16 protein-coding genes are annotated in these 18015 nt (G+C 73.1%); 11 read left to right on the top strand and 5 right to left on the bottom strand.

The genetic code is table 11. The annotated features are described in order from the left end of the window. Positions 1-10: 10 nt before the first annotated feature. From ACZ619_RS00080 to sbnA, 4 genes are read left to right on the top strand one after another with little or no spacing between them, the layout of a single operon-like run. Complete coding sequence (locus ACZ619_RS00080) at positions 11-3265, top strand: non-ribosomal peptide synthetase (protein WP_469592336.1); 3255 nt, start codon at positions 11-13, stop codon at positions 3263-3265. Between the two features lie 41 nt (positions 3266-3306). Next, a complete protein-coding gene (locus tag ACZ619_RS00075; protein ID WP_469592334.1) occupies positions 3307-4311 on the top strand; it encodes a TauD/TfdA family dioxygenase in 1005 nt (334 codons plus the stop codon). Beyond that, positions 4308-5378, top strand: coding sequence for a 2,3-diaminopropionate biosynthesis protein SbnB (gene sbnB, locus ACZ619_RS00070; protein ID WP_469592333.1), 1071 nt, complete (start codon positions 4308-4310; stop codon positions 5376-5378). Before ACZ619_RS00075 ends, sbnB begins: the two co-directional genes overlap by 4 nt. Before the next feature lie 39 nt (positions 5379-5417). After that, positions 5418-6452 carry a 2,3-diaminopropionate biosynthesis protein SbnA gene (gene sbnA, locus ACZ619_RS00065; RefSeq protein WP_469592331.1) on the top strand — a complete coding sequence of 345 codons (1035 nt, stop codon included), beginning with the start codon at positions 5418-5420 and terminating at the stop codon, positions 6450-6452. 357 nt (positions 6453-6809) lie between these two features. Here sbnA and ACZ619_RS00060 read toward each other — a convergent pair whose 3' ends face one another. After that, complete coding sequence (locus tag ACZ619_RS00060) at positions 6810-7385, bottom strand: dihydrofolate reductase family protein (protein ID WP_469592329.1); 576 nt, start codon at positions 7383-7385, stop codon at positions 6810-6812. A gap of 291 nt (positions 7386-7676) precedes the next feature. Between ACZ619_RS00060 and ACZ619_RS00055 the strand changes: the two genes are divergently transcribed. Both ACZ619_RS00055 and ACZ619_RS00050 read left to right on the top strand, forming a co-directional pair. Continuing rightward, the gene (locus tag ACZ619_RS00055) at positions 7677-8297 is read left to right on the top strand and encodes a DUF3566 domain-containing protein (protein ID WP_469592327.1); all 621 of its coding nucleotides are present in this window, start codon (positions 7677-7679) and stop codon (positions 8295-8297) included. 194 nt (positions 8298-8491) lie between these two features. After that, positions 8492-9223: a dienelactone hydrolase family protein gene (locus ACZ619_RS00050; protein ID WP_469592326.1), complete on the top strand. Its 732-nt coding sequence runs from the start codon at positions 8492-8494 to the stop codon at positions 9221-9223. Positions 9224-9329: 106 nt separating this feature from the next. Here ACZ619_RS00050 and ACZ619_RS00045 read toward each other — a convergent pair whose 3' ends face one another. Both ACZ619_RS00045 and ACZ619_RS00040 read right to left on the bottom strand, forming a co-directional pair. Beyond that, positions 9330-9467, bottom strand: coding sequence for a hypothetical protein (locus ACZ619_RS00045; RefSeq protein ID WP_469592325.1), 138 nt, complete (start codon positions 9465-9467; stop codon positions 9330-9332). A 323-nt stretch (positions 9468-9790) separates the two neighbouring features. Further along, on the bottom strand, positions 9791-10282 hold the full coding sequence (locus tag ACZ619_RS00040) for a peptidylprolyl isomerase (RefSeq protein ID WP_469592323.1): 492 nt from the start codon (positions 10280-10282) through the stop codon (positions 9791-9793). A 207-nt stretch (positions 10283-10489) separates the two neighbouring features. Here ACZ619_RS00040 and ACZ619_RS00035 point away from each other — a divergent pair, with 207 nt between their 5' ends. The 3 genes from ACZ619_RS00035 (at position 10490) to ACZ619_RS00025 (ending at position 12637) form a co-directional block, all read left to right on the top strand. Further along, the gene (locus ACZ619_RS00035) at positions 10490-10696 is read left to right on the top strand and encodes a hypothetical protein (RefSeq protein ID WP_469592321.1); all 207 of its coding nucleotides are present in this window, start codon (positions 10490-10492) and stop codon (positions 10694-10696) included. Further along, positions 10693-11775, top strand: a complete 1083-nt coding sequence (locus ACZ619_RS00030; RefSeq protein ID WP_469592319.1) for a glycoside hydrolase family 25 protein — start codon at positions 10693-10695, stop codon at positions 11773-11775. Before ACZ619_RS00035 ends, ACZ619_RS00030 begins: the two co-directional genes overlap by 4 nt. Before the next feature lie 82 nt (positions 11776-11857). After that, complete coding sequence (locus ACZ619_RS00025) at positions 11858-12637, top strand: SMI1/KNR4 family protein (RefSeq protein ID WP_469592317.1); 780 nt, start codon at positions 11858-11860, stop codon at positions 12635-12637. A 49-nt stretch (positions 12638-12686) separates the two neighbouring features. Here ACZ619_RS00025 and ACZ619_RS00020 read toward each other — a convergent pair whose 3' ends face one another. Together ACZ619_RS00020 and ACZ619_RS00015 are read right to left on the bottom strand one after the other, a co-directional pair. Beyond that, positions 12687-13613, bottom strand: a complete 927-nt coding sequence (locus ACZ619_RS00020; RefSeq protein WP_469592315.1) for a hypothetical protein — start codon at positions 13611-13613, stop codon at positions 12687-12689. Positions 13614-13817: 204 nt separating this feature from the next. After that, a complete protein-coding gene (locus ACZ619_RS00015) occupies positions 13818-14720 on the bottom strand; it encodes a LysR substrate-binding domain-containing protein (protein WP_469592313.1) in 903 nt (300 codons plus the stop codon). Between the two features lie 112 nt (positions 14721-14832). Between ACZ619_RS00015 and ACZ619_RS00010 the strand changes: the two genes are divergently transcribed. Both ACZ619_RS00010 and ACZ619_RS00005 read left to right on the top strand, forming a co-directional pair. Beyond that, positions 14833-15954, top strand: coding sequence for a diaminopropionate ammonia-lyase (locus ACZ619_RS00010; RefSeq protein WP_469592311.1), 1122 nt, complete (start codon positions 14833-14835; stop codon positions 15952-15954). 122 nt (positions 15955-16076) lie between these two features. Beyond that, positions 16077-17264: an ArgE/DapE family deacylase gene (locus tag ACZ619_RS00005; RefSeq protein ID WP_469592310.1), complete on the top strand. Its 1188-nt coding sequence runs from the start codon at positions 16077-16079 to the stop codon at positions 17262-17264. Positions 17265-18015 lie beyond the last annotated feature (751 nt).

Raw genomic sequence — 18015 nt, 5'->3', positions numbered from 1 at the left:
AGGCCATTCGATGGGAACGGGCGAGCAGGCGGACCGGGAGTTCTGGCGCCGCACACTCACAGCCGGCGGTGCCACCGGGGTGCCCCGATGGGTCCGGGAGCCGGTGCCGGGAACGGCCGGGCACGAGACACCGGTACCGGACGACGTGACACGGGCGGCGCGGGAACTCGCCGGACGGCAGGGGCTGCCGGTCGACACCCTGCTGCTGGCCGCGCACCTCAAGGTGCTGGCCGCGCTCTCCGGCGAGCCGGAGGTGGTCACCGGCCACACCGCAGGCCCGCCCGGCGAACCGCTCCCGTTCCGGCAGGCCGTCGCCCCCGGCTCCTGGCGCGACCTGCTGTCCGCCGTCCGGCACACCGAGACGCTCACCCAGGCCCACCGCGGCTTCCCGGTGGAGCGGCTGCGACGCGAACTCGGCCTGACCGAACCGCCGTACGACGTCGTGTGCGGGCCCCTCGACAGCGACGGGACGCACGCCGGCGGCGGTGCGCTGCACGTGCGCTGGACCGACCGCGACGGACGGCTGACCCTCCGTCTGCGCCACCGCACGGACGTACTGGACGCTGCCGCCGCCGCGCGGGTCGCCGGCTACCACCTGACGGCGCTCAGGCTGATGACGGCCGACCCGGACGCCGACCACACCGGGCGGAGCCTGCTCTCCGCCGAGGAGGAACGGGACCAGCTCGAAGCCCTGGCCGGCCCCGACCGGCCGCTGCCGGACGCCCGGGCGCACGAACTCTTCGAACAGCGGGCCCGCGCGCACCCGGAGGTCGTCGCCGCCGTGCACGGCGACCGGGAGTGGACGTACGGCGAACTCGACCGGCGCGCCAACCGGCTGGCCCGGGCGCTGCTGGCGCGGGGCCTCGCCCGCGAGGACGTCGTCGCCGTCGTCACCGAGCGCGACCTCGACTGGCTGGCCGCGGTGCTCGCGGTCTTCAAGGCGGGCGGCGTCTACCTGCCGATCGAGCCGCACTTCCCGCCGGGCCGCATCGAGGCCACGCTGTCCCGGGCGGGCTGCCGGCTCGTCCTGACCGAGTCCGGCAGCACCGGCAACCTGGACCGGGCGCTGGCCGCCCTCCCCGGGACCGCGAAGCTCCCGGTCGAGACCGCGTACGCCGAATCGCACGCCGACTACGGCCCCGGCGTCCGGGTCGACGCCGGCCAGCTCGCCTACATCTACTTCACGTCCGGTTCCACCGGCGAGCCCAAGGGCGCGATGTGCGAACACGCCGGCATGCTCAACCACCTCCACGCCAAGATCGACGACCTGTCGATCGGCGAGGGGACCGTGGTCGCGCAGACCGCCCCGCAGTGCTTCGACATCTCCCTGTGGCAGCTCCTGGCCCCGCTGCTGGTCGGCGGCCGGACCCTGATCGTCGAGCAGGACGTGATCACCGACGTCGAGCGGTTCGCCGACACCCTGGAACGCGGCCGGGTCGCGGTCGCCCAGGTCGTGCCGTCCTACCTGGAGGTCGTGGTCTCCTTCCTGGAGCGCCACCCGCGCACCCTGCCCGACCTGCGGTGCGTGTCGGTGACCGGCGAGGCGCTCAGACGGGAGCTGGTCCAGCGCTGGTTCGCGGTCCGGCCGGACGTCGCGCTGCTCAACGCCTACGGCCTCACGGAGACCTCCGACGACACCAACCACGAACTGCTGCGCGAGGTGCCCGAACGGGTCCTGCTCGGACGGCCCGTCACCAACGTGCGCGTCTACGTCGTGGACGAACGGCTGGCCCTGGTGCCGCTCGGCGCCCCGGGACTGATCGCCTTCTCCGGCGTCTGCGTGGGCCGCGGGTACGTCAACGACCCGGAGCGGACCAGGGAGGCGTACCGGACGGACCCGTACCGGCCCGGCGAACGGCTCTACCTCGGCGGTGACTGGGGGCGCTGGCACCCCGGCGGCAAGCTGGAGTTCCTCGGCCGCCGCGACAGCCAGGTCAAGATCCGCGGCTTCCGCATCGAGATCGGCGAGATCGAGAACTCCCTGCTGCGCGTGGCCCAAGTACGCGACGGCGCGGTCGTCGTCGCCGAGCGCAACGGCGGCAAGCAGCTGATCGCCTTCTACTCCGGCGGACATCCCCGCCCGGAGACGCTGCGCGAGGCACTCGCCGCCGACCTGCCCGGCTACATGGTCCCCTCGGCCTTCCACTGGCAGGAGAGCCTGCCGCTCACCGCCAACGGCAAGATCGACAAGAAGGCCCTGACCGCGCTGGCCGAGGCCGCCGCACCGCAGGAGCCCGCCGCGGCCGGCGACGACGCCGGCCCGCTCACCCCGGCCGAACGGCGGCTGGCCGCGGCCTGGGCCGAACTGCTCGGCGTGCCCGAACGGCGGATCGGCCGCACGGACCACTTCTTCGACTCCGGCGGCACCTCCCTGACCGCCGTCAAGCTCTCCCTCGCGCTCGACCGCGCGGTGTCCCTCAAGGACATCACCCGCCACCCGGTCCTCGCCGACCTCGCCGCCCTCATCGACGGCACCGCCCGGCGCCGCCCCGGACTGCTGCTGCCCCTCGCGAACGGGCACGGCACCCCGGACTCCGCCCTGGTCTGCTTCCCCTACGCGGGCGGCAACGCGGTCAACTACCAGCCGATGGCGAGCGCCCTGGCGGCCGGCGGCCTCACCGTCCTCGCCGTGGACCTGCCCGGACACAACCTCGCGGCCCACCCGGAGCCGTTCGCGTCGATCGAGGAGGTGGCCGAACAGGTCACCGCCGAGATCACCGCGCGCGGCCTCACCCGGGTCATGCTGTGGGGCCACTCCTCGGGAACCGCGGCGGCCGTCGAGACGGCCCGCAGGCTCCAGCGGCAGGGCGTGCGCGTCACCCGGATCTTCCTCGGCGCCCAACTGCTCGGCACCGCCGCCGAACGGCGCGCCGCGGTCACCGAACTCACCGACCGGAGCGACGCCGAGGTCGCGGCCCGGCTCGCCGCCGACGGCGGCCACACCGAACTCGCCGAACTCAACGAGCGGCACGCCGCCCGCATCGCCGCCGCCTACCGGCACGACTGCGTCTCGGCCCACCACTACTTCCGCGCGGCGCTGGAGGACCCGCCGCCGGTGAAGCTGTCCGCGCCCGTCTCGGTGGTCGTCGCCACCGACGACCCGCACACCGCCGGCCACGCCCACCGCTACCGGGACTGGCTGCTCCTGGCCGACCACATCGACCTCCACGAACTCGCCGACGGGGGGCACCACTTCCTCCGCACCCGTCCGGACGGGGCGGCGCGGGCCGTCCTGCGCACCGTCGTACCCCTCGCCTCCTCCTGACCACCGCCGAACACCGGACGGTCGACCGAAAGGAACCCGAGATGCCGTTCTCCTCCCTGGCATCACCGCTCCACGCGGAGCTGCGGCCGGACAGGCCGGCCCTGTTGCGCGTCGATCCCCCCGACGACGCCGTGACATGGGCGGCCGAGCACCGCGAGGCGCTGCGCGCGGGGGTCGCCGAGCACGGCGCGCTGCTCGTGCGCGGCCTCGGCCTGCGGGACACCGCGCAGACCGGCGCCGTCCTCACCCGGCTCGCCGGTGAACTCATGACCGAACGCGAGGCCTTCGCCCCCCGCGAGGCCCACGCGCCCGGCGTCTACTCCGGCACCCCGTGGCCGGCCAACCAGCCGATGTGCATGCACCACGAGCTGAGCTACCCGCTCCAGGTGCCCGGCCTGATGCTGTTCGCCTGCCTGACCGCGCCCGAGGAGGGCGGGGCGACCGCGGTGGCCGACGCCGAGGAGGTGCTGCGGGCACTGCCGGCCGGCCTCACCGAACGGTTCGAGCGCGAGGGCTGGCTCCTGACCCGCACCTACAACGACGAGATCGGGGCGAGCCTGAGGGAGTCGTTCGGCACCGCCGACCGCGACGGGATCGAACGCTACTGCCGGGCCAACGCCATCGACTTCACCTGGCTCCCCGACGGGTCGCTGCGCACCGGGCAGCGCCGCAACGCCGTCGTCCGGCACCCGGTCACCGGCCGGCGCTGCTGGTTCAACCAGATCGCCTTCCTCAACGAGTGGACGCTCGCCCCCGAGGTCCGCGAGTACCTCGTCGACGAGTACGGCGAGGACGGCCTGCCGTTCAACACCCGCTACGGCGACGGCACCCCGATCGGCGAGGACGTCGTCCAGCTGATCAACAGCACCTACGAGGCGCACACCCGGCGCGAGCCCTGGCACTCCGGTGACCTGCTGCTGGTGGACAACATCCGCTTCGCGCACAGCCGGGAGGCGTTCACCGGGGAGCGGCGGGTGCTGGTCGGCATGGGCGAGCCGCTGCGGCCGGCCGAGGACTGCCCGGCCCTGGAGGCGAGCGAGCGATGACCGACGTGCTGTCGTCGGCCGCCCGGCCGGCCGGGCCCGGGCGGCCCTCCGTCCCCACCTTCGCGGTGATCACCGGCGAGCAGGTGCAGCAGGCGCTGCGCGGGCGCGAGAAGGAGATCGTCGAACTGGTGGAGACCGTCTACCGGCTGCACGACGCCGGAGACTCCGTCAACCCGCCGTCGTACTTCCTGCGCTTCCCCGACCGCCCCACCTCACGCATCATCGCGCTGCCCGCCTCCCTCGGCGGCCCGGCCCCGGTGGACGGCCTGAAGTGGATCTCCAGCTTCCCGGAGAACGTGTCCGCGGGGCTGCCGCGGGCCTCCGCGGTGCTCGTCCTCAACGACCACGACACCGGCTACCCGTTCGCCTGCCTGGAGAGCTCGATCATCAGCGCCACCAGGACGGCGGCGTCCGCGGCCCTGGCCGCCGACCGGCTCAGCCGCGGCCGGCCCCGCCCCACCCGGGTCGGGTTCTTCGGCACCGGTCTGATCGCCCGCTACATCCACACCTTCCTGGCCGGCACCGGCTGGGACTTCGACGAGATCGGCGTGCACGACCTGTCCGCCGACAGCGCCGAAGGCTTCAGCGGCTACCTGCGGCAGACCGGCACCACCGCGCGGATCACCGTCCACGACAGCCCCGACGACCTGGTCCGCGCCAGCGACCTCGTGGTCTTCGCCACCGTCGCCGGCCGGCCGCACGTCATGGACGTGGGCCTGTTCGCCCACAACCCGCTGGTCCTGCACGTGTCCCTGCGCGACCTCGCCCCCGAGATCCTGCTGCACTCGGCCAACTTCGTCGACGACGTCGAGCACTGCCTGAAGGCCGACACGTCGCCCCACCTCGCCGAACAGCTCACCGGCGACCGCGACTTCCTCAACGGAACCCTCGCCGACGTCATGGCCGGACGCGCCGCGCCGCCGGCCGACCGACCGGTGGTCTTCTCACCGTTCGGACTCGGCGTCCTCGACCTCGCCGTCGGCAACTACGTCTACGACGAGGTGAACCGGTCGGGGGACCTGTGTCTCATCGATGACTTCTTCCACGAACTGCGCCGGTACGGCTGAGGCCGTCGTCGTCCTCGGCCCAGCACCAGGAGGCCCGCCGTGCCCGTCATATCCGCTCCCCACGCCTTCAACGAGGGCGACCTGTTCGTCGACCTGAAGTCGATCTGCGGATACCCGCTCTATCTGAAGTGCGAGGCCTTCAACTTCGCCGGTTCCATCAAGTTGAAGGCCGCGAACGAGATGGTGGAGAACGCCGAGCGGGACGGAATCCTGACCGCCGATTCCGTCATCGTCGAATCCTCCTCCGGAAACCTGGGTGTCGCGCTCAGCATGATCGCCGCGAGCAAGGGCTACCGGTTCCTGTGCGTCACGGACTCCCGGTGCAACCTGTCCACCAGACTCCTGATGGAGGCGCTCGGCAGCGAGGTGCACGTGGTGGCCGACCAGGACTCCAACGGCGGGTTCCTGGGCACCCGGATCGAGTACGTCCGCTCGCTGTGCGACTCAGACGACCGGTACGTCTGGCTCAGCCAGTACACCAACGAGGGCAACTGGTCGGCCCACTACCGCACCACCGCCCCCGAGATCGTCCGCCAGTTCCCGGAACTCGACGTCGTCTTCGTCGGCGCGGGCACCACCGGGACCCTGATGGGCTGCGCCCGCTTCTTCCGGCAGTGGCACCGCCCGGTGCGGGTCGTCGCCGTGGACGCGGTGGGTTCGGTGGCGTTCGGCGGCGAACCGGGCCGCCGGATGATCCCCGGCCTCGGCATGAGCATGCGCCCGCCGCTCCTCGACGAGTCCTATGTCGACGAGGTGATCCTGGTGGAGGAACCCGACACCATCAGGATGTGCCACCGAATGGCCCGGCACGGCTTCCTGTTCGGCGGCTCCACCGGAACCGTGGTCAGCGGAGCCAGGGACTGGCTGGCCCGGCACGGCAGCCCCGACCTCACCGCGGTCGCCATCGCACCGGACCTCGGCGAGCGCTACCTCGACACCATCTACCAGTCCAACTGGCTCCAGGACCTGTACGGCGACCGGGTCCTCGACACCGAGGACACCGCACCGCCCAAACCCCTCCCCAAGGAACCCAAGTCCGCCTCCCGGGCCCCGGCCCGCCGCCGCAGCCCCTGAGGCCGCCGCACGGCGGCCACGACCCGCACCGCACACACCCCGGGCCCGGCCGACCGCCGCGAGGAATCGCGCCGGTCGGCCGGGCCCGGGGGAGTGTGCCAACCACCCCGGTGAACGCCGCGCGTGCCGGCCGGGGACGTCGTCGATCCCGGGACGACCGCTGCACCGGTGCGTACGGTCATGGACCGCGACCGGAACAGCCACCTCCGTCCGACCCGGCCCGCCGTCAGCTCCTCGCCGCCGCCGGCGCCGTACCCCTCGCGGGAGCGGCCCCCGCCGACACCTCTCCTTGACGTTCACCCGTGCCACGAACGGCGCGGCGACCCTCGCCCCGGCGCCGTCCGGTCCGGTCGCGGCTCAGTCCGGTGGCCGGCGCAGTACGCGGTGGCGGAGGTAGACGACGCCGGGGCCGACGGCGCGGGTCTCGACGAGTTCGAGGTCCACCCGCTGCTCGCGCCGGGGGAAGAACGGAGTGCCGCCGCCGATCAGCACGGGGTGGACCCTGACGCGGTACTCGTCGATCAGCCCCGCCGCGGCCGCCTCGGCGGCGAGCGTCGCACCGCCGATCGCGATGTCGCCCTCTCCCGGCTCCTCCCGCAACCGCTCGATCTCCTCCCGCAGACCACCGGTGGCGAGGCGGGCATTGCCCCGCACCTGCGACAGCGTCCTGGAGAACACCACCTTGGGAAGCGGGTTCCAGAGCGCGGCCCATGCGAGTCGGGCGTCGTCCAGCGACGGATCCTGGTCGGCGGTCTCCCAGTACAGCATCGTCTCGTACAGCCGCCGCCCCATCAGATGGACGCCCACCTGCCGGATCTGGTCGGTGACGAAACGGAAGACCTCCTCGTCCGGCGCACCCCACTCCAGGTCGCCGTCCGGCCCGGCCACGTAGCCGTCGAGCGAGGCACCCATCGAATACGTCACGCTGCGCATCGGAAGCCTCCTCGGGAACCGGTCCGACCCTACCGCCACGAGTGCCTCGGGCGGCGGCAGTCGGACAGCGTTCCCCGCGTGCGGGACGGCCCCGCGTCGGCCGAACGGGTGAGGCACCGCGGAGCCCCGGCAAGGACACCCGACCGGGCGGCGGCCCGCGGCAGTTCACCGGGCGCCTCGCGGAACGGCCGCGCCTCCCGCCCGCCCTCGCTCACCCACCGTCACCTCCGGGGATGCGCGGCCGCACCCATGCCCATAACGTCGCAGGCGGGGGCCAGCCAGGGAGTGGACATGAGCCGAACCAAGCGCAGCAGGACCCGCAGCACGACCCGACAGCGGTCGCCGAGGATCGCGTCCCGCATCGTGACAGGACCGGCGGCACCCACGGCCCCCACCCCGACGGCACCCGGCGCGCAGGCGCCGCATCCGGCCCGGGTCCGGGACCGCACCCTCCCGCACGCCCCGCCGCGCCCGCTCGCCCGTATGCGCATATCCGAGACCAACCCCTGGTCGATCACGGTGATGAGCTTCCTCTTCCTGGGGTCCCTCGGCGTCTGCGTCCTCGGTGCCGTGTTCGCCGCGTCGGTGATCCTGGACATCGCCGCCCCGGGCGAGTGGCCGACACCGTGGGCGACGATGCTGGTCGCCACCGGCGTCGTCGCGCTGGAGACCCTGCTGGGCACCGCCCTGGCCTGCCTGTGCGCCTTCATGTACAACTACACCGCCCGGTTCAGCGGCGGCGTCGAGGTCGCCCTCACCGACGACCTCAGCGACCCGACACCGGCCGCCCAGGCACTCCAGTTCATGACCCGCCTGCACGGCCGGGCCCGACAGCGGCTCCAGAACTGCCTGCCCGCCCACGCCGACTCCTCCGCCGCGGACCGGCCCGGCCGGGGCACCGAGCAGCCGTAGCCGCCGACGCGGCCTTGGCGAAAACCCGTTGGCGGACCACGCCCGGCACTGCTACTTTCCTGGCGGCCGTGCGAGAGAACGAGGAGGTGGTACCCGTGAACGCAGTATCGACATGGGTGCTCCCCTCCGGGGTCACGGTCGGGCGATAGGTCGTCCGGGAGCGCCGTTCACGCGCACTCCCGAAAGGCACGACCATGCGATTCACTTCCGAACGGCGCCTCGACGACGGCGTCCTCGAACGCGAATTCGTCCTCGGCGAGATCCCCGGCACCCTGTGGACACCGGAATCCGCCGCACCCGTCCCGCTGATCCTGATGGCCCACAACAACGGCCTGCCCAAGAACGAACCCCGGCTGGTGGCCCGGGCCCGGAAGACCGCGGCGTACGGCTACGCGGTGGCCTCCGTCGACGCCGCCGGATGCGGCGACCGGCCCCGTTCCGCCGCCGACGAGCGGGCCCGCGCCGACCTGCGCCGCGCGATGAGGGCCGGTGAACCGGTCGAGGAGATCGAGGAGATCTTCGAGTCCTTCGTCGGCCCGCTGGTCGAGAACGCGGTCCCGGAGTGGCGGACCGCGCTGGACGCCCTCCTCGCGCTGCCCGGGATCGACGGCCCGGTCGGGTACTCCGGGTGGGCCGCCGTCGGCATCCGCCTCGCGGCGGCCGAGCCGCGCATCGCGGCCGCAGGTCTCTTCGCCGGCGGATACGTGCCCCGCGCCCAGCGCGAGGAGGCCCGGCAGGTCACCGTGCCGCTGCTGTTCCTGCTCCAGTGGGACGACGAGGGCAACCCCCGGCAGCGGGCCCTCGACCTGTTCGACGCCTTCGGCAGCAAGGAGAAGACGCTGCACGCCAATCTCGGCGGGCACACCGGTACCCCGTGGTTCGAGCTGGAGGACGGGAACCGGTTCTTCGGCCGCCACCTGCGGTAGGCCCGGCACGGTCCGGGCGTACACGGCACCCGGGCACCTGAGTGCCCGGGTGTCGGGGTGTCGGGGTGCCTGGGGGCGGCGGGCGGTGCCGTGCCGCCTCGGGCACTCAGTCGTGTTCGGCCTGTTCCGGATCCGTCTGTTCCTGCTGGGGCGGTGTCGGTGGGAACAGGCGGTCCTCCAGGAGGGGCAGCCCGAACAGGAGGAGTAGGGGTACCACCGGGGCGAGCAGAGCTGTCACGATCACGACGCCTCCCCGCGAAGCTGGTGATCACGGCGGTCACTTGGGGGCAAGCCGGCCATCTCCACCGTGCGGCCGAACGGGGGACACCGCACCCGGGGGCGGGAGCTTTGTAGCCCGAACGGGTGATGTCCGGTTCCGCCGCGCCCGTATGCGTCCATGCGGGGCCGTGATCGCCGGGAAGGGCGTCGGATGGGGTCCTCGGACCGTGGCCCGGCGCCCCTTCGGAAAGGCCGAGCCGGGCGCCCGCCGGGCCCGGCGCCGTCCGCCCCGGGGTGCCTGCCGCAGCGGAACCGGCGCGGCGGGGGGAACCGGGGCGGACCGGCGGATCAGGCCAGCCGCGCGGACACGATCACGACCGGCTCCACCGGCACGTCCCGGTGCCCGGCCATCGCGGTGGTCTCCACCGCCTCGATGGCGTCCACGACGTCGGTGCCCGCCGCCACCCTCCCGAACACCGCGTACCCCCAGCCGTCCTGGCCGGGATGGTTCAGGAAGTCGTTGCCGGCGGTGTTGATGAAGAACTGCGCGCTCGCCGAGTGCGGGTCCGACGTCCGGGCCATCGCCACCGTGTACTTCTCGTTGCGCAGGCCGTTGGCGGCCTCGTTCTCCACCTTGTCCGGCGCCGGCTTCTGGCTCATGTCCGCGGTCATACCGCCGCCCTGGAGCATGAAGCCGGAGATCACACGGTGGAAGATGGTGCCGTCGTAGTGACCGGCCCTGACGTAGCCGACGAAGTTCGCCACGGTCTTCGGCGCCTTCGCGTCGTCGAGCTCCAGGGTGATGTCCCCGGCCGACGTGTTCAGTAGCACTTGGGTCATTCGGCCACCGTATTCAACGACCGCTCCGAAACACCGCACCGGCACACGCGCGCTCCTCCGTCCCAGGGAGGCGTGCACGGTGTGATCACTTCCGGACGATCCCCGAAAAGCAAGATCCAATTATGGTGCAAAACCGCTCTTACGGGCAGGTACCGGCCGTGATGCTGTCAGTGTGGGCAGTCCACGGCTGAGCACAGGGAGTCGACCATGCCCCAGCCCCAACCCACCCACGCCCGCGACCTGGCCGCACTCGGGTACACCGTGTACTCCGACGCGGTCGTCGGTCACGCGTTCGACGACGATCCGCTGCCGGCCCGGGACGCCCTCCCGGAACGGATCCGGAGCGCCTGGTCGGCGGCGGCGGACGCCATCCGGCTCCAGGCCCTCGGCGGGCCGGAAGGCGGCGCACGATGACCCTCTCCACGTGCCGCGGCATCGACGTCTCCGAGCACCAGGCCGCGCAGGACTGGCCGGCCCTCAGAAAGGCCGGGGTGGCCTTCGGCTTCGCCAAGGCGAGCGAGGGCGAGCACTCCCAGGACAGCCGCTTCGCCCAGCACATCACCGGCATCATCGGCGCCGGACTCCTGCCCGGCTCCTACCACTTCGGCTGGCCGACCCAGGACCCCAGGACCGAGGCGGCCAACTACATCGGCGCCGTGCGGCCCTACGCCTCCGCCAACCGGTCGTACCTGCACTGGCTCGACCTGGAGGAGTACCCCGACGGCCGGAACTACGCCGGCCGCTCCGCCGCACAGATCCTGGCCTGGGCCACCGCCTGGACCACGGCCGTGCAGGCCGCGTTCCCGGAGCAGCGGGTCGGGATCTACACCTCCGGCGACGACCTCGCCGCCGGCCACGCGCCCAAGGGCCTGCCGCTGTGGTACCCGGCCTACCCCTGGGGCGCCGCCGACTACCCGCGCGCGGAGGCCGCCGCACAGCCCGCCCCGTCCGGCTGGACGCCGCTGCTGTGGCAGTTCACCAGCACCCCGCTGGACCGATCCATCGCCTACCGCTCCGAGGCCGCACTGCGGGCCTGGGCCGCGGGCACCACGGCGAGCACCGACGAGGAGGACCCCGTGCCCGACGAAGTGAACCTCGGCATCGCCCAGCCGTACACGCTGGCACCCGGAGCCTGGGACTCGATCGAGTTCACCACCGAGTGGACCGACAGCGCGAACGAGCACGCCGACGGCGGCAGTGTGTTCGTGCGCGGCGCCTGCCGCTTCACCGGCTCGGTCAGCCTGCACATCACCGGGCTCCCGGTGGGCGAGACGGTCCAGGTCCGCATGTCCGAGTACAACGGCGACCAGCACGTCGCCGACCACCCCATCGACGAGGCCACCGGCACCAGCGGTGACACCTTCCACGTCACCCCGCTCACCAAGCACCTGACGGCGGACCGCGGCATGCGCGTCCGCCTCCTCAACAACGCCGCCACGGCGGTCACGGTGCAGAGCGCGGTACTGACCGCGCTGAGCTGGCGCACCGGCTGACCCCGGTCCACCCCGCCCCGGGCGGTTCCCGTCCCGGCACGATCCGCGGCCGATGCGATCGTGCCGTGACAGACTCGCGTCCATGAGCCGTGATGTCGCCTCCCTGCGCGAGCTGATCGAAACGTCGTCGTTGATCGGCGCCGGGGCGGGCGGTGGAAAGCCGGAGGCCGCCCTGCGCGCCGCGGAAGCCGTGGTGGGGCCACTGCCGCCGTCGTACCGGTGGTGGCTGGCCGAGTACGGCGAGGGCACCGTCAACAAGGCCGGGCTGGCCTCCGTCGCGCCGTGCAGGACCTCCGACACCATGGACGTCACCGCCGAACTCGACGGCGACCGGCTCTGCTTCCACCGGGAGCCCGACGGCGGAGACAGCTTCCACTTCGCGCTCGACCGGTGGGACGGAGAGGAGTGCCCCGTCGTCCGGCGGGATCACCTCACCGGGGACTACGAGGAGTTCGCCGACTCCTTCGCGGGCTTTCTGACCGTACAGGTCGCCCTCTTCTCCGGGCTCAGGGACGGCCCCAACCCCACGATCGCGCGACTGTGGCGATCCACGCCGGGCGTCCTGCTTCCCAACGGCGTGCTGGTGTACGGGCCGCACGTCATCCGCGAACGCAACGAGACGTACGAGGTCCGCGAGTACGCGCCGGACTGGGTGCTCGTCGGTGACGACAGCGGTGGGACGGGGCTGTTCATGCGCCACCACGGCAAGGACCGCACCTCGGTGTACGCCCTGGGGCTCGGCGCCATCGGCCACGACATCGACGGCATGGGCGAGTTGCTGACCGACGACCTCATCGGCTGGCTCGCCGAGGGTGCCCCCGACGGCGAACAGCCCCCGCCCCACGGACCTCGGCACGCCTAGGTCCGGTGCCGCCTGGCACAAGCTCCTGAGCACGCACCGACCGAAGCGGCTACGGGCACCAGCTCGCCGAGGTCGCCTCGTGTGCGATGCGGTGCCACTCGGCTGTTCCGCCGGGCAGGGGCCAGGCCCAGCTGGCTCTGGCCCCGGTGTCCAGTTCCACGAGGTGGCGGGCCAGGGACGGGCCCGCGATCGCGGCACCGTCGGGGACGGCGGCGCCGTGGCGGTCGCGGAGTTCCGTGAAGCGGGCCAGCTCGGCCTCGTAGCGCCGCACCGCCTGTTCCGTTCCCGCGGCCACCTCGTCGTCCGGCGCGACGCGCTGCAGATGCAGCAGCGGGGGAGTGATCGACTCGGCGATCGACGCGGCAAGCCGCGCGTGTCCGTCCAGGATCACATGGCAGTCCAGTCCGCTGACCCACCACAGCAGCACGGGCGGGAGGGTGCCTTCGCGGGCCTGCTTGCGGTACGCCTTGACCCGGCCGTCGTGGTGGCCGGGCATCGGGCGCAGCGGGAGGATCTCCCAGGAGCCGGAGTGGACGAACCAGTCGACGTATCCGTCCGGGTGGCCCTCCACGATCATCTCGCCCCAGTACTCGGCGGGCGGCCGGCGGCCGTGGTTCCAGTGCAGGAGCGGGCTCTCCCGTGACAGCAGCCACCTTCCGTCGTGCAGCGGACCGGCCGGTGACCCGAGCAAACACCCGGCGAACCGGTGCGCCCAGCGGTCGAGCCCGCCGGCCAGGTCCCGGCCCGCCGCGGCGCGGGTCGGCGGGATGACGGAGCGGTAGGCGCCGGTGCGCCAGAACTCGACCCCGCAGTGATCGGCGTCGACGGCGGCGAGCAGCACCGGGCGCGTCTGCTGGGTGAGGAGGATCCGGCGTTCCGCGGTGCGGAGGCACAGCCCCGGACGCCTGCGGGAGCGCACCTCGACGGTCATGCCGGTCCACGTGCCGTCGTCGCGGACCACATCCGTACGTCGCATGCCGAGCACCCTAGTCCGGCCGCCGGGGCGAGTGCCCGGTCAATTCGAGCGGCAGCATCGCGACGGCCACCACGGCGGGCGGCGCCGCATGCCCTGACGGCCGGTCGTGGACGCGCCGCCGCTCCCGAGGGAACTGCCGCGGGAGGCAGCCGAGTTCGCTTCCGCGGACGACCTCCACGGCCGGGACCGACACGTCGCCTGCCGTCAGCCCGGGGCGGCTGCCCGGCGCAGGGCGTCGCGGCAGGCCAGGACCGCGGGATGCCGGCCGGCACCCTGTCGTACGACGGTGAAGACACGGCGTGTGCGCCGGCCGCGCGGCAGCCGGCGCAGGGCGACGGTCGGCGCCCTTCCGCACCAGACCAGGTCCGGGAGGAACGCGGCGGCGTGCCCCTCCTCGACGAGCCGCAGATGCAGCACGAGGTCGGTGGTCTCGAAGCGCACGTCGGGCTCGAAGCCGGCGTCGCGGCACATCGTCACCGCCCAGTGCCGGGCAGGCGTCCCGTCGGGCTCCATCACCCAGGGGTGCCCGGCCAGCGACCGCAGTGCCGCCGTCGGGCCCGGACCGCTGCCGGTCCGGGACGGGAGGGCGAGGCGGAGCGGGTCGTCCAGCAGGTCCTCCTGTTCGAGTTCGGCGGAGCGCGGGTGGGGGTTGCCGGGGTACTCCTCGGCGAGGACCAGGTCGAAGTCCCGGGCCTGCAGGGCGGGCAGCGAACGCTCCGGTTCCATGTGCGTGAGATGGACCCGCAGGTTCGGGTGCCGACCGCGGAGCAGGCCCAGCGCGGTCGGCACCAGGGCCAGCGCGGCGGTCTGGAAGGCGGCGATGCGCAGGGTGCCGGTCAGGTCGGTCAGGGAGGCGGCGATGTCGGCCTCGGCGCGCTCCAGGCGTTCGAGGACCGCCTCGGTGTGCGCGACCAGGATCTCCGCCTGCTCGGTCAGCCGCACCCGCCGCCCGACCGGTTCCAGCAGCCGGACACCGACCTCGGCCTCCAGCTGGGAGAGCTGCTGGGAGACGGAGGAGGGGGCGTACGACAGGGCGGCGGCGACGGCCGCCAGCGTGCCGCGGTGCTTGAGCTCACGCAGCAGACGCAGCCGGTGCAGGTCGAACACGGCCGGTACACCCCCTCGTCGCAGCGCCGGGCCCAATGATCGGTTTTCTCGACGAGTTTAGTTCGAAAACATTCGCTGGACCGATCGTGGGGAGGCGTCGGACGCTACAGGGGTGGCTGACAACGCATCCTCCTCCCGTGTCCTGCCGTGGTTCTCGCGATCCGGCGCCCGCAGCTGGCGGTGCGCCCCGGCACCCGCCGCCGTACCGGCGTTCCACCGGACGCTGCCCGACTACGCACCCACGCCGCTCACCGATCTCCCTTTGCTCGCACGTGAGTTGGGTGTCGGCCGGGTTCTCGTCAAGGACGAGTCCAACCGCCTGGGACTGCCCGCGTTCAAGGCGCTGGGCGTGTCCTGGGCCGTCCACCGCATGCTCGCCGAACGGACCGAGAACGGTGCCGGGGCCGGCCCGGTGACCCTGGTGACCGCCACGGACGGCAACCACGGCCGGGCGGTGGCCCGTACCGCACGCCTGCTCGGCCGGCCCGCCCAGGTCTTCGTCCCCGAGGGAGTGCACCCCGGGGCCGTCGCGGCGATCGTCGCCGAGGGGGCGAAGGTGACCGAGGTGACCGGTACGTACGACGCGGCGGTCAGGGCGGCGGCCGAGGCGGCCGAGGAGCCGGGTTCGGTCCTGGTCCAGGACACCGCGTGGCCCGGCTACGAACGGATTCCGGGACGGATAGTCGAGGGCTACTCCACGCTCTGCGCCGAGATCGACGATCAGCTGGCGGCAGGGGGTGTCGAGCGCGGCCCCGATCTCGTCGCCGTACCCGTCGGAGTGGGGTCACTCGCCCAGGCGGTCGTCGTCCACTACCGCAGCCGCCCGGACGGCCGGGCCCCGGCGCTGCTGTCCGTGGAGCCGGAGGCCGCGGACTGCGTGCTCCGCAGCCTCACCCGCGGCGAGCCGGTGAGCGTCGACACCGGCGACACCATCATGGCAGGCCTCAACTGCGGTACCCCGTCCGGCATCGCCTGGCCCTACCTGCGCGCGGGACTCGACGCCGCGGTCGCCGTCCGCGACCCGGACAGCGCCCGCGCCGCCGCCGACCTGGCGGACCTCGGCGTCTCCTCGGGCCCCTGCGGCGCCGCTCCGCTCGCGGGTGTCCGGGCCGCGCTCACCGGTCCGGGCGCGGACGAACGCCGGACGGCACTGGGACTCGGCCCGGACTCGGTGGTCGTACTGCTCAGCACCGAGGGCAGGGCCGCCAACCCGTACTCCACCCCCGCGCACTGACCACACGACGTCCCAGAGCCCCGTGCCCCCGCCTCGCGACGGCGCGCGGCGTCCGCTGCCTCCCCACCGCTCTCTCCCCACCGCCCGGTCCACGAGCCGGTGCCACCTCCGGAAGGTCCCTCATGCTCTCCGCGTCTCCTCCGACCCCCACGGCCGCCGACACCTCGGACCCCGACACCGCCCGCCGCCTGCTGGCCAGGCTCGTGTCCATCGACTCCGTCAACCCCGATCTCGTTCCCGGCGGGGCCGGCGAGAAAGCCGTCGCCGACTTCTGCGGCGGCTGGCTCAGCGCCCGGGGCTTCGACGTACGCACCCTGGAGAAGCGTCCCGGCCGCCCCTCGCTCGTCGCGGTCGCCCGCGGCACCGGCGGTGGCCGCTCCCTCATGCTCAACGGCCACATCGACACCGTCAGCCTCGCCGACCACGACGGGGACCCGCTCGACCCCAGGGTCGCCGACGGCAGGATGTACGGCCGCGGGACCTTCGACATGAAGGGCGGGATCGCGGCCATGATGGTCGCCGCCGCCCGTGCGACCGCCGGGGGTCCGCTGCGCGGGGACGTCATCGTGGCCTGTGTCGCCGATGAGGAGTACGGCAGCTCGGGCACCCAGGAGGTGCTGGAGTCCTGCACCGCCGACGCGGCGATCGTCACCGAGCCGAGCCATCTTCAGGTCACCCTCGCCCACAAGGGGTTCGCCTGGTTCGACGTGGAGATCGAGGGGCGGGCGGCCCACGGCTCCCGGCCCGAACTCGGCGTCGACGCCATCGCCAAGGCCGGTCACTTCCTGGTCGCCCTGGAACGACTGGGGCTGCGCCTCGCCCAGGGGCCCGCACATCCCCTCCTGGGTACCGGGACCGTGCACGCCTCGGTCATCCGGGGCGGGGAGGAACCCTCCACCTACCCTGCGCACTGCCGGGTCACCCTGGAGCGCCGCACCGTACCCGGCGAGAGCGTCGACGACGTCGAGCGGGAACTGACCGCCGTACTGGAACACCTGGTCGGCACGGTGCCCGACTTCGCGTACCGGCTCACCCGCGGCGTGCACCGCGAACCCTTCGAGGCCGACCCCCGCGCACCGATCGTCCGCACCCTCACCCGTCACGCCGAACGGACGCTCGGGCACCCGCCCGTCGTACGCGCCGAGCCCTTCTGGACGGACTGCTCCCTTCTGGACCGGGCCGGCATCCCCTGCCTCCTCTTCGGCGTCGACGGCGCCGGTGCCCACGCGCCCACCGAGTACGTCGACCTCACCTCGCTCGACCGCCTCACCGACATCCTCACCGCCACCATCACCGACTTCTGCTCCTGAGCCCGCCGAGGCGAGCCGTCCGGTGGGTCAGGACGGGGCGGAGGGCGGTGTCCCGCGGCGCCACCGCAGGTAGCACAGCGCGCTCGCCGTGACGGTCAGCGGCCACAGCAGGTACCAGCCGGTCATGACGGAGGAGCGCCGAGACCGCGACGAGCGAGAGCAGCGCGCAGCGGTGGGACAGGGCGCCACGGGGCAGGAGGCGCAGGGCGGCGGCGGTGCCCAGGGCGTACACGGTCACGAAGGACCCGGTGGCGGGCAAAGCGCGCGAGTTCCGGGAAGCCTGTGCGTGCAGACGCCGGAACCCGCTCACTGTCGCGCCGAACTGTCCCTCCGCGTGGGCTCGGTGGCAGCACTGCCTCGCGAGGCCGACCGATGGGATCTTGCCCTGGACTCCTTCCCGTCGACCACGCCGTCGGCATGCTGCTCCGACTCGGTACGGAGGCCGAAGTCATGGCGCCCACCGAACTGGGAACCCGGACGGCCCGGACGATCGCCACCCTGGCCACCACCTACCGGCACCCACCCACCGAGGCCTCGACGGATCCCCTCCCGCCCCCACCCGACGGCCGGCCGCTCCACCAGCCGGACTCCGGCACACCGGACAGCCGATCCACGGCGACCTCCTTCCGCCACCCGACGACGCCCCGGACCGCTGTCCCCGTTATGTTCTTCGCGGCTCCGCAATGGGGCCGCTGGCCTCCGGGCCCGGCATGACTGTGTCCCCCTGTCGAACGGATGACCTGGGGGGTGG

The sequence above is a fragment of the Streptomyces sp. NPDC104367 genome (assembly GCF_055583825.1).
Note: the sequence above shows the minus strand (reverse complement) of the source record. Positions and strands in the feature narration are given on the sequence as shown.

Coding starts and splice junctions, on each gene's coding strand:
- ACZ619_RS00020 (WP_469592315.1), bottom strand. CDS start 13,613: ATGCGACGTACGGATGTGGTCCGCGACGACGGCACGTGGACCGGCATG.
- ACZ619_RS00080 (WP_469592336.1), top strand. CDS start 11: ATGGGAACGGGCGAGCAGGCGGACCGGGAGTTCTGGCGCCGCACACTC.
- ACZ619_RS00030 (WP_469592319.1), top strand. CDS start 10,693: ATGACCCTCTCCACGTGCCGCGGCATCGACGTCTCCGAGCACCAGGCC.
- ACZ619_RS00035 (WP_469592321.1), top strand. CDS start 10,490: ATGCCCCAGCCCCAACCCACCCACGCCCGCGACCTGGCCGCACTCGGG.
- ACZ619_RS00040 (WP_469592323.1), bottom strand. CDS start 10,282: ATGACCCAAGTGCTACTGAACACGTCGGCCGGGGACATCACCCTGGAG.
- ACZ619_RS00005 (WP_469592310.1), top strand. CDS start 16,077: ATGCTCTCCGCGTCTCCTCCGACCCCCACGGCCGCCGACACCTCGGAC.
- sbnB (WP_469592333.1), top strand. CDS start 4,308: ATGACCGACGTGCTGTCGTCGGCCGCCCGGCCGGCCGGGCCCGGGCGG.
- ACZ619_RS00055 (WP_469592327.1), top strand. CDS start 7,677: ATGAGCCGAACCAAGCGCAGCAGGACCCGCAGCACGACCCGACAGCGG.
- ACZ619_RS00060 (WP_469592329.1), bottom strand. CDS start 7,385: ATGCGCAGCGTGACGTATTCGATGGGTGCCTCGCTCGACGGCTACGTG.
- ACZ619_RS00025 (WP_469592317.1), top strand. CDS start 11,858: ATGAGCCGTGATGTCGCCTCCCTGCGCGAGCTGATCGAAACGTCGTCG.
- ACZ619_RS00050 (WP_469592326.1), top strand. CDS start 8,492: ATGCGATTCACTTCCGAACGGCGCCTCGACGACGGCGTCCTCGAACGC.
- ACZ619_RS00075 (WP_469592334.1), top strand. CDS start 3,307: ATGCCGTTCTCCTCCCTGGCATCACCGCTCCACGCGGAGCTGCGGCCG.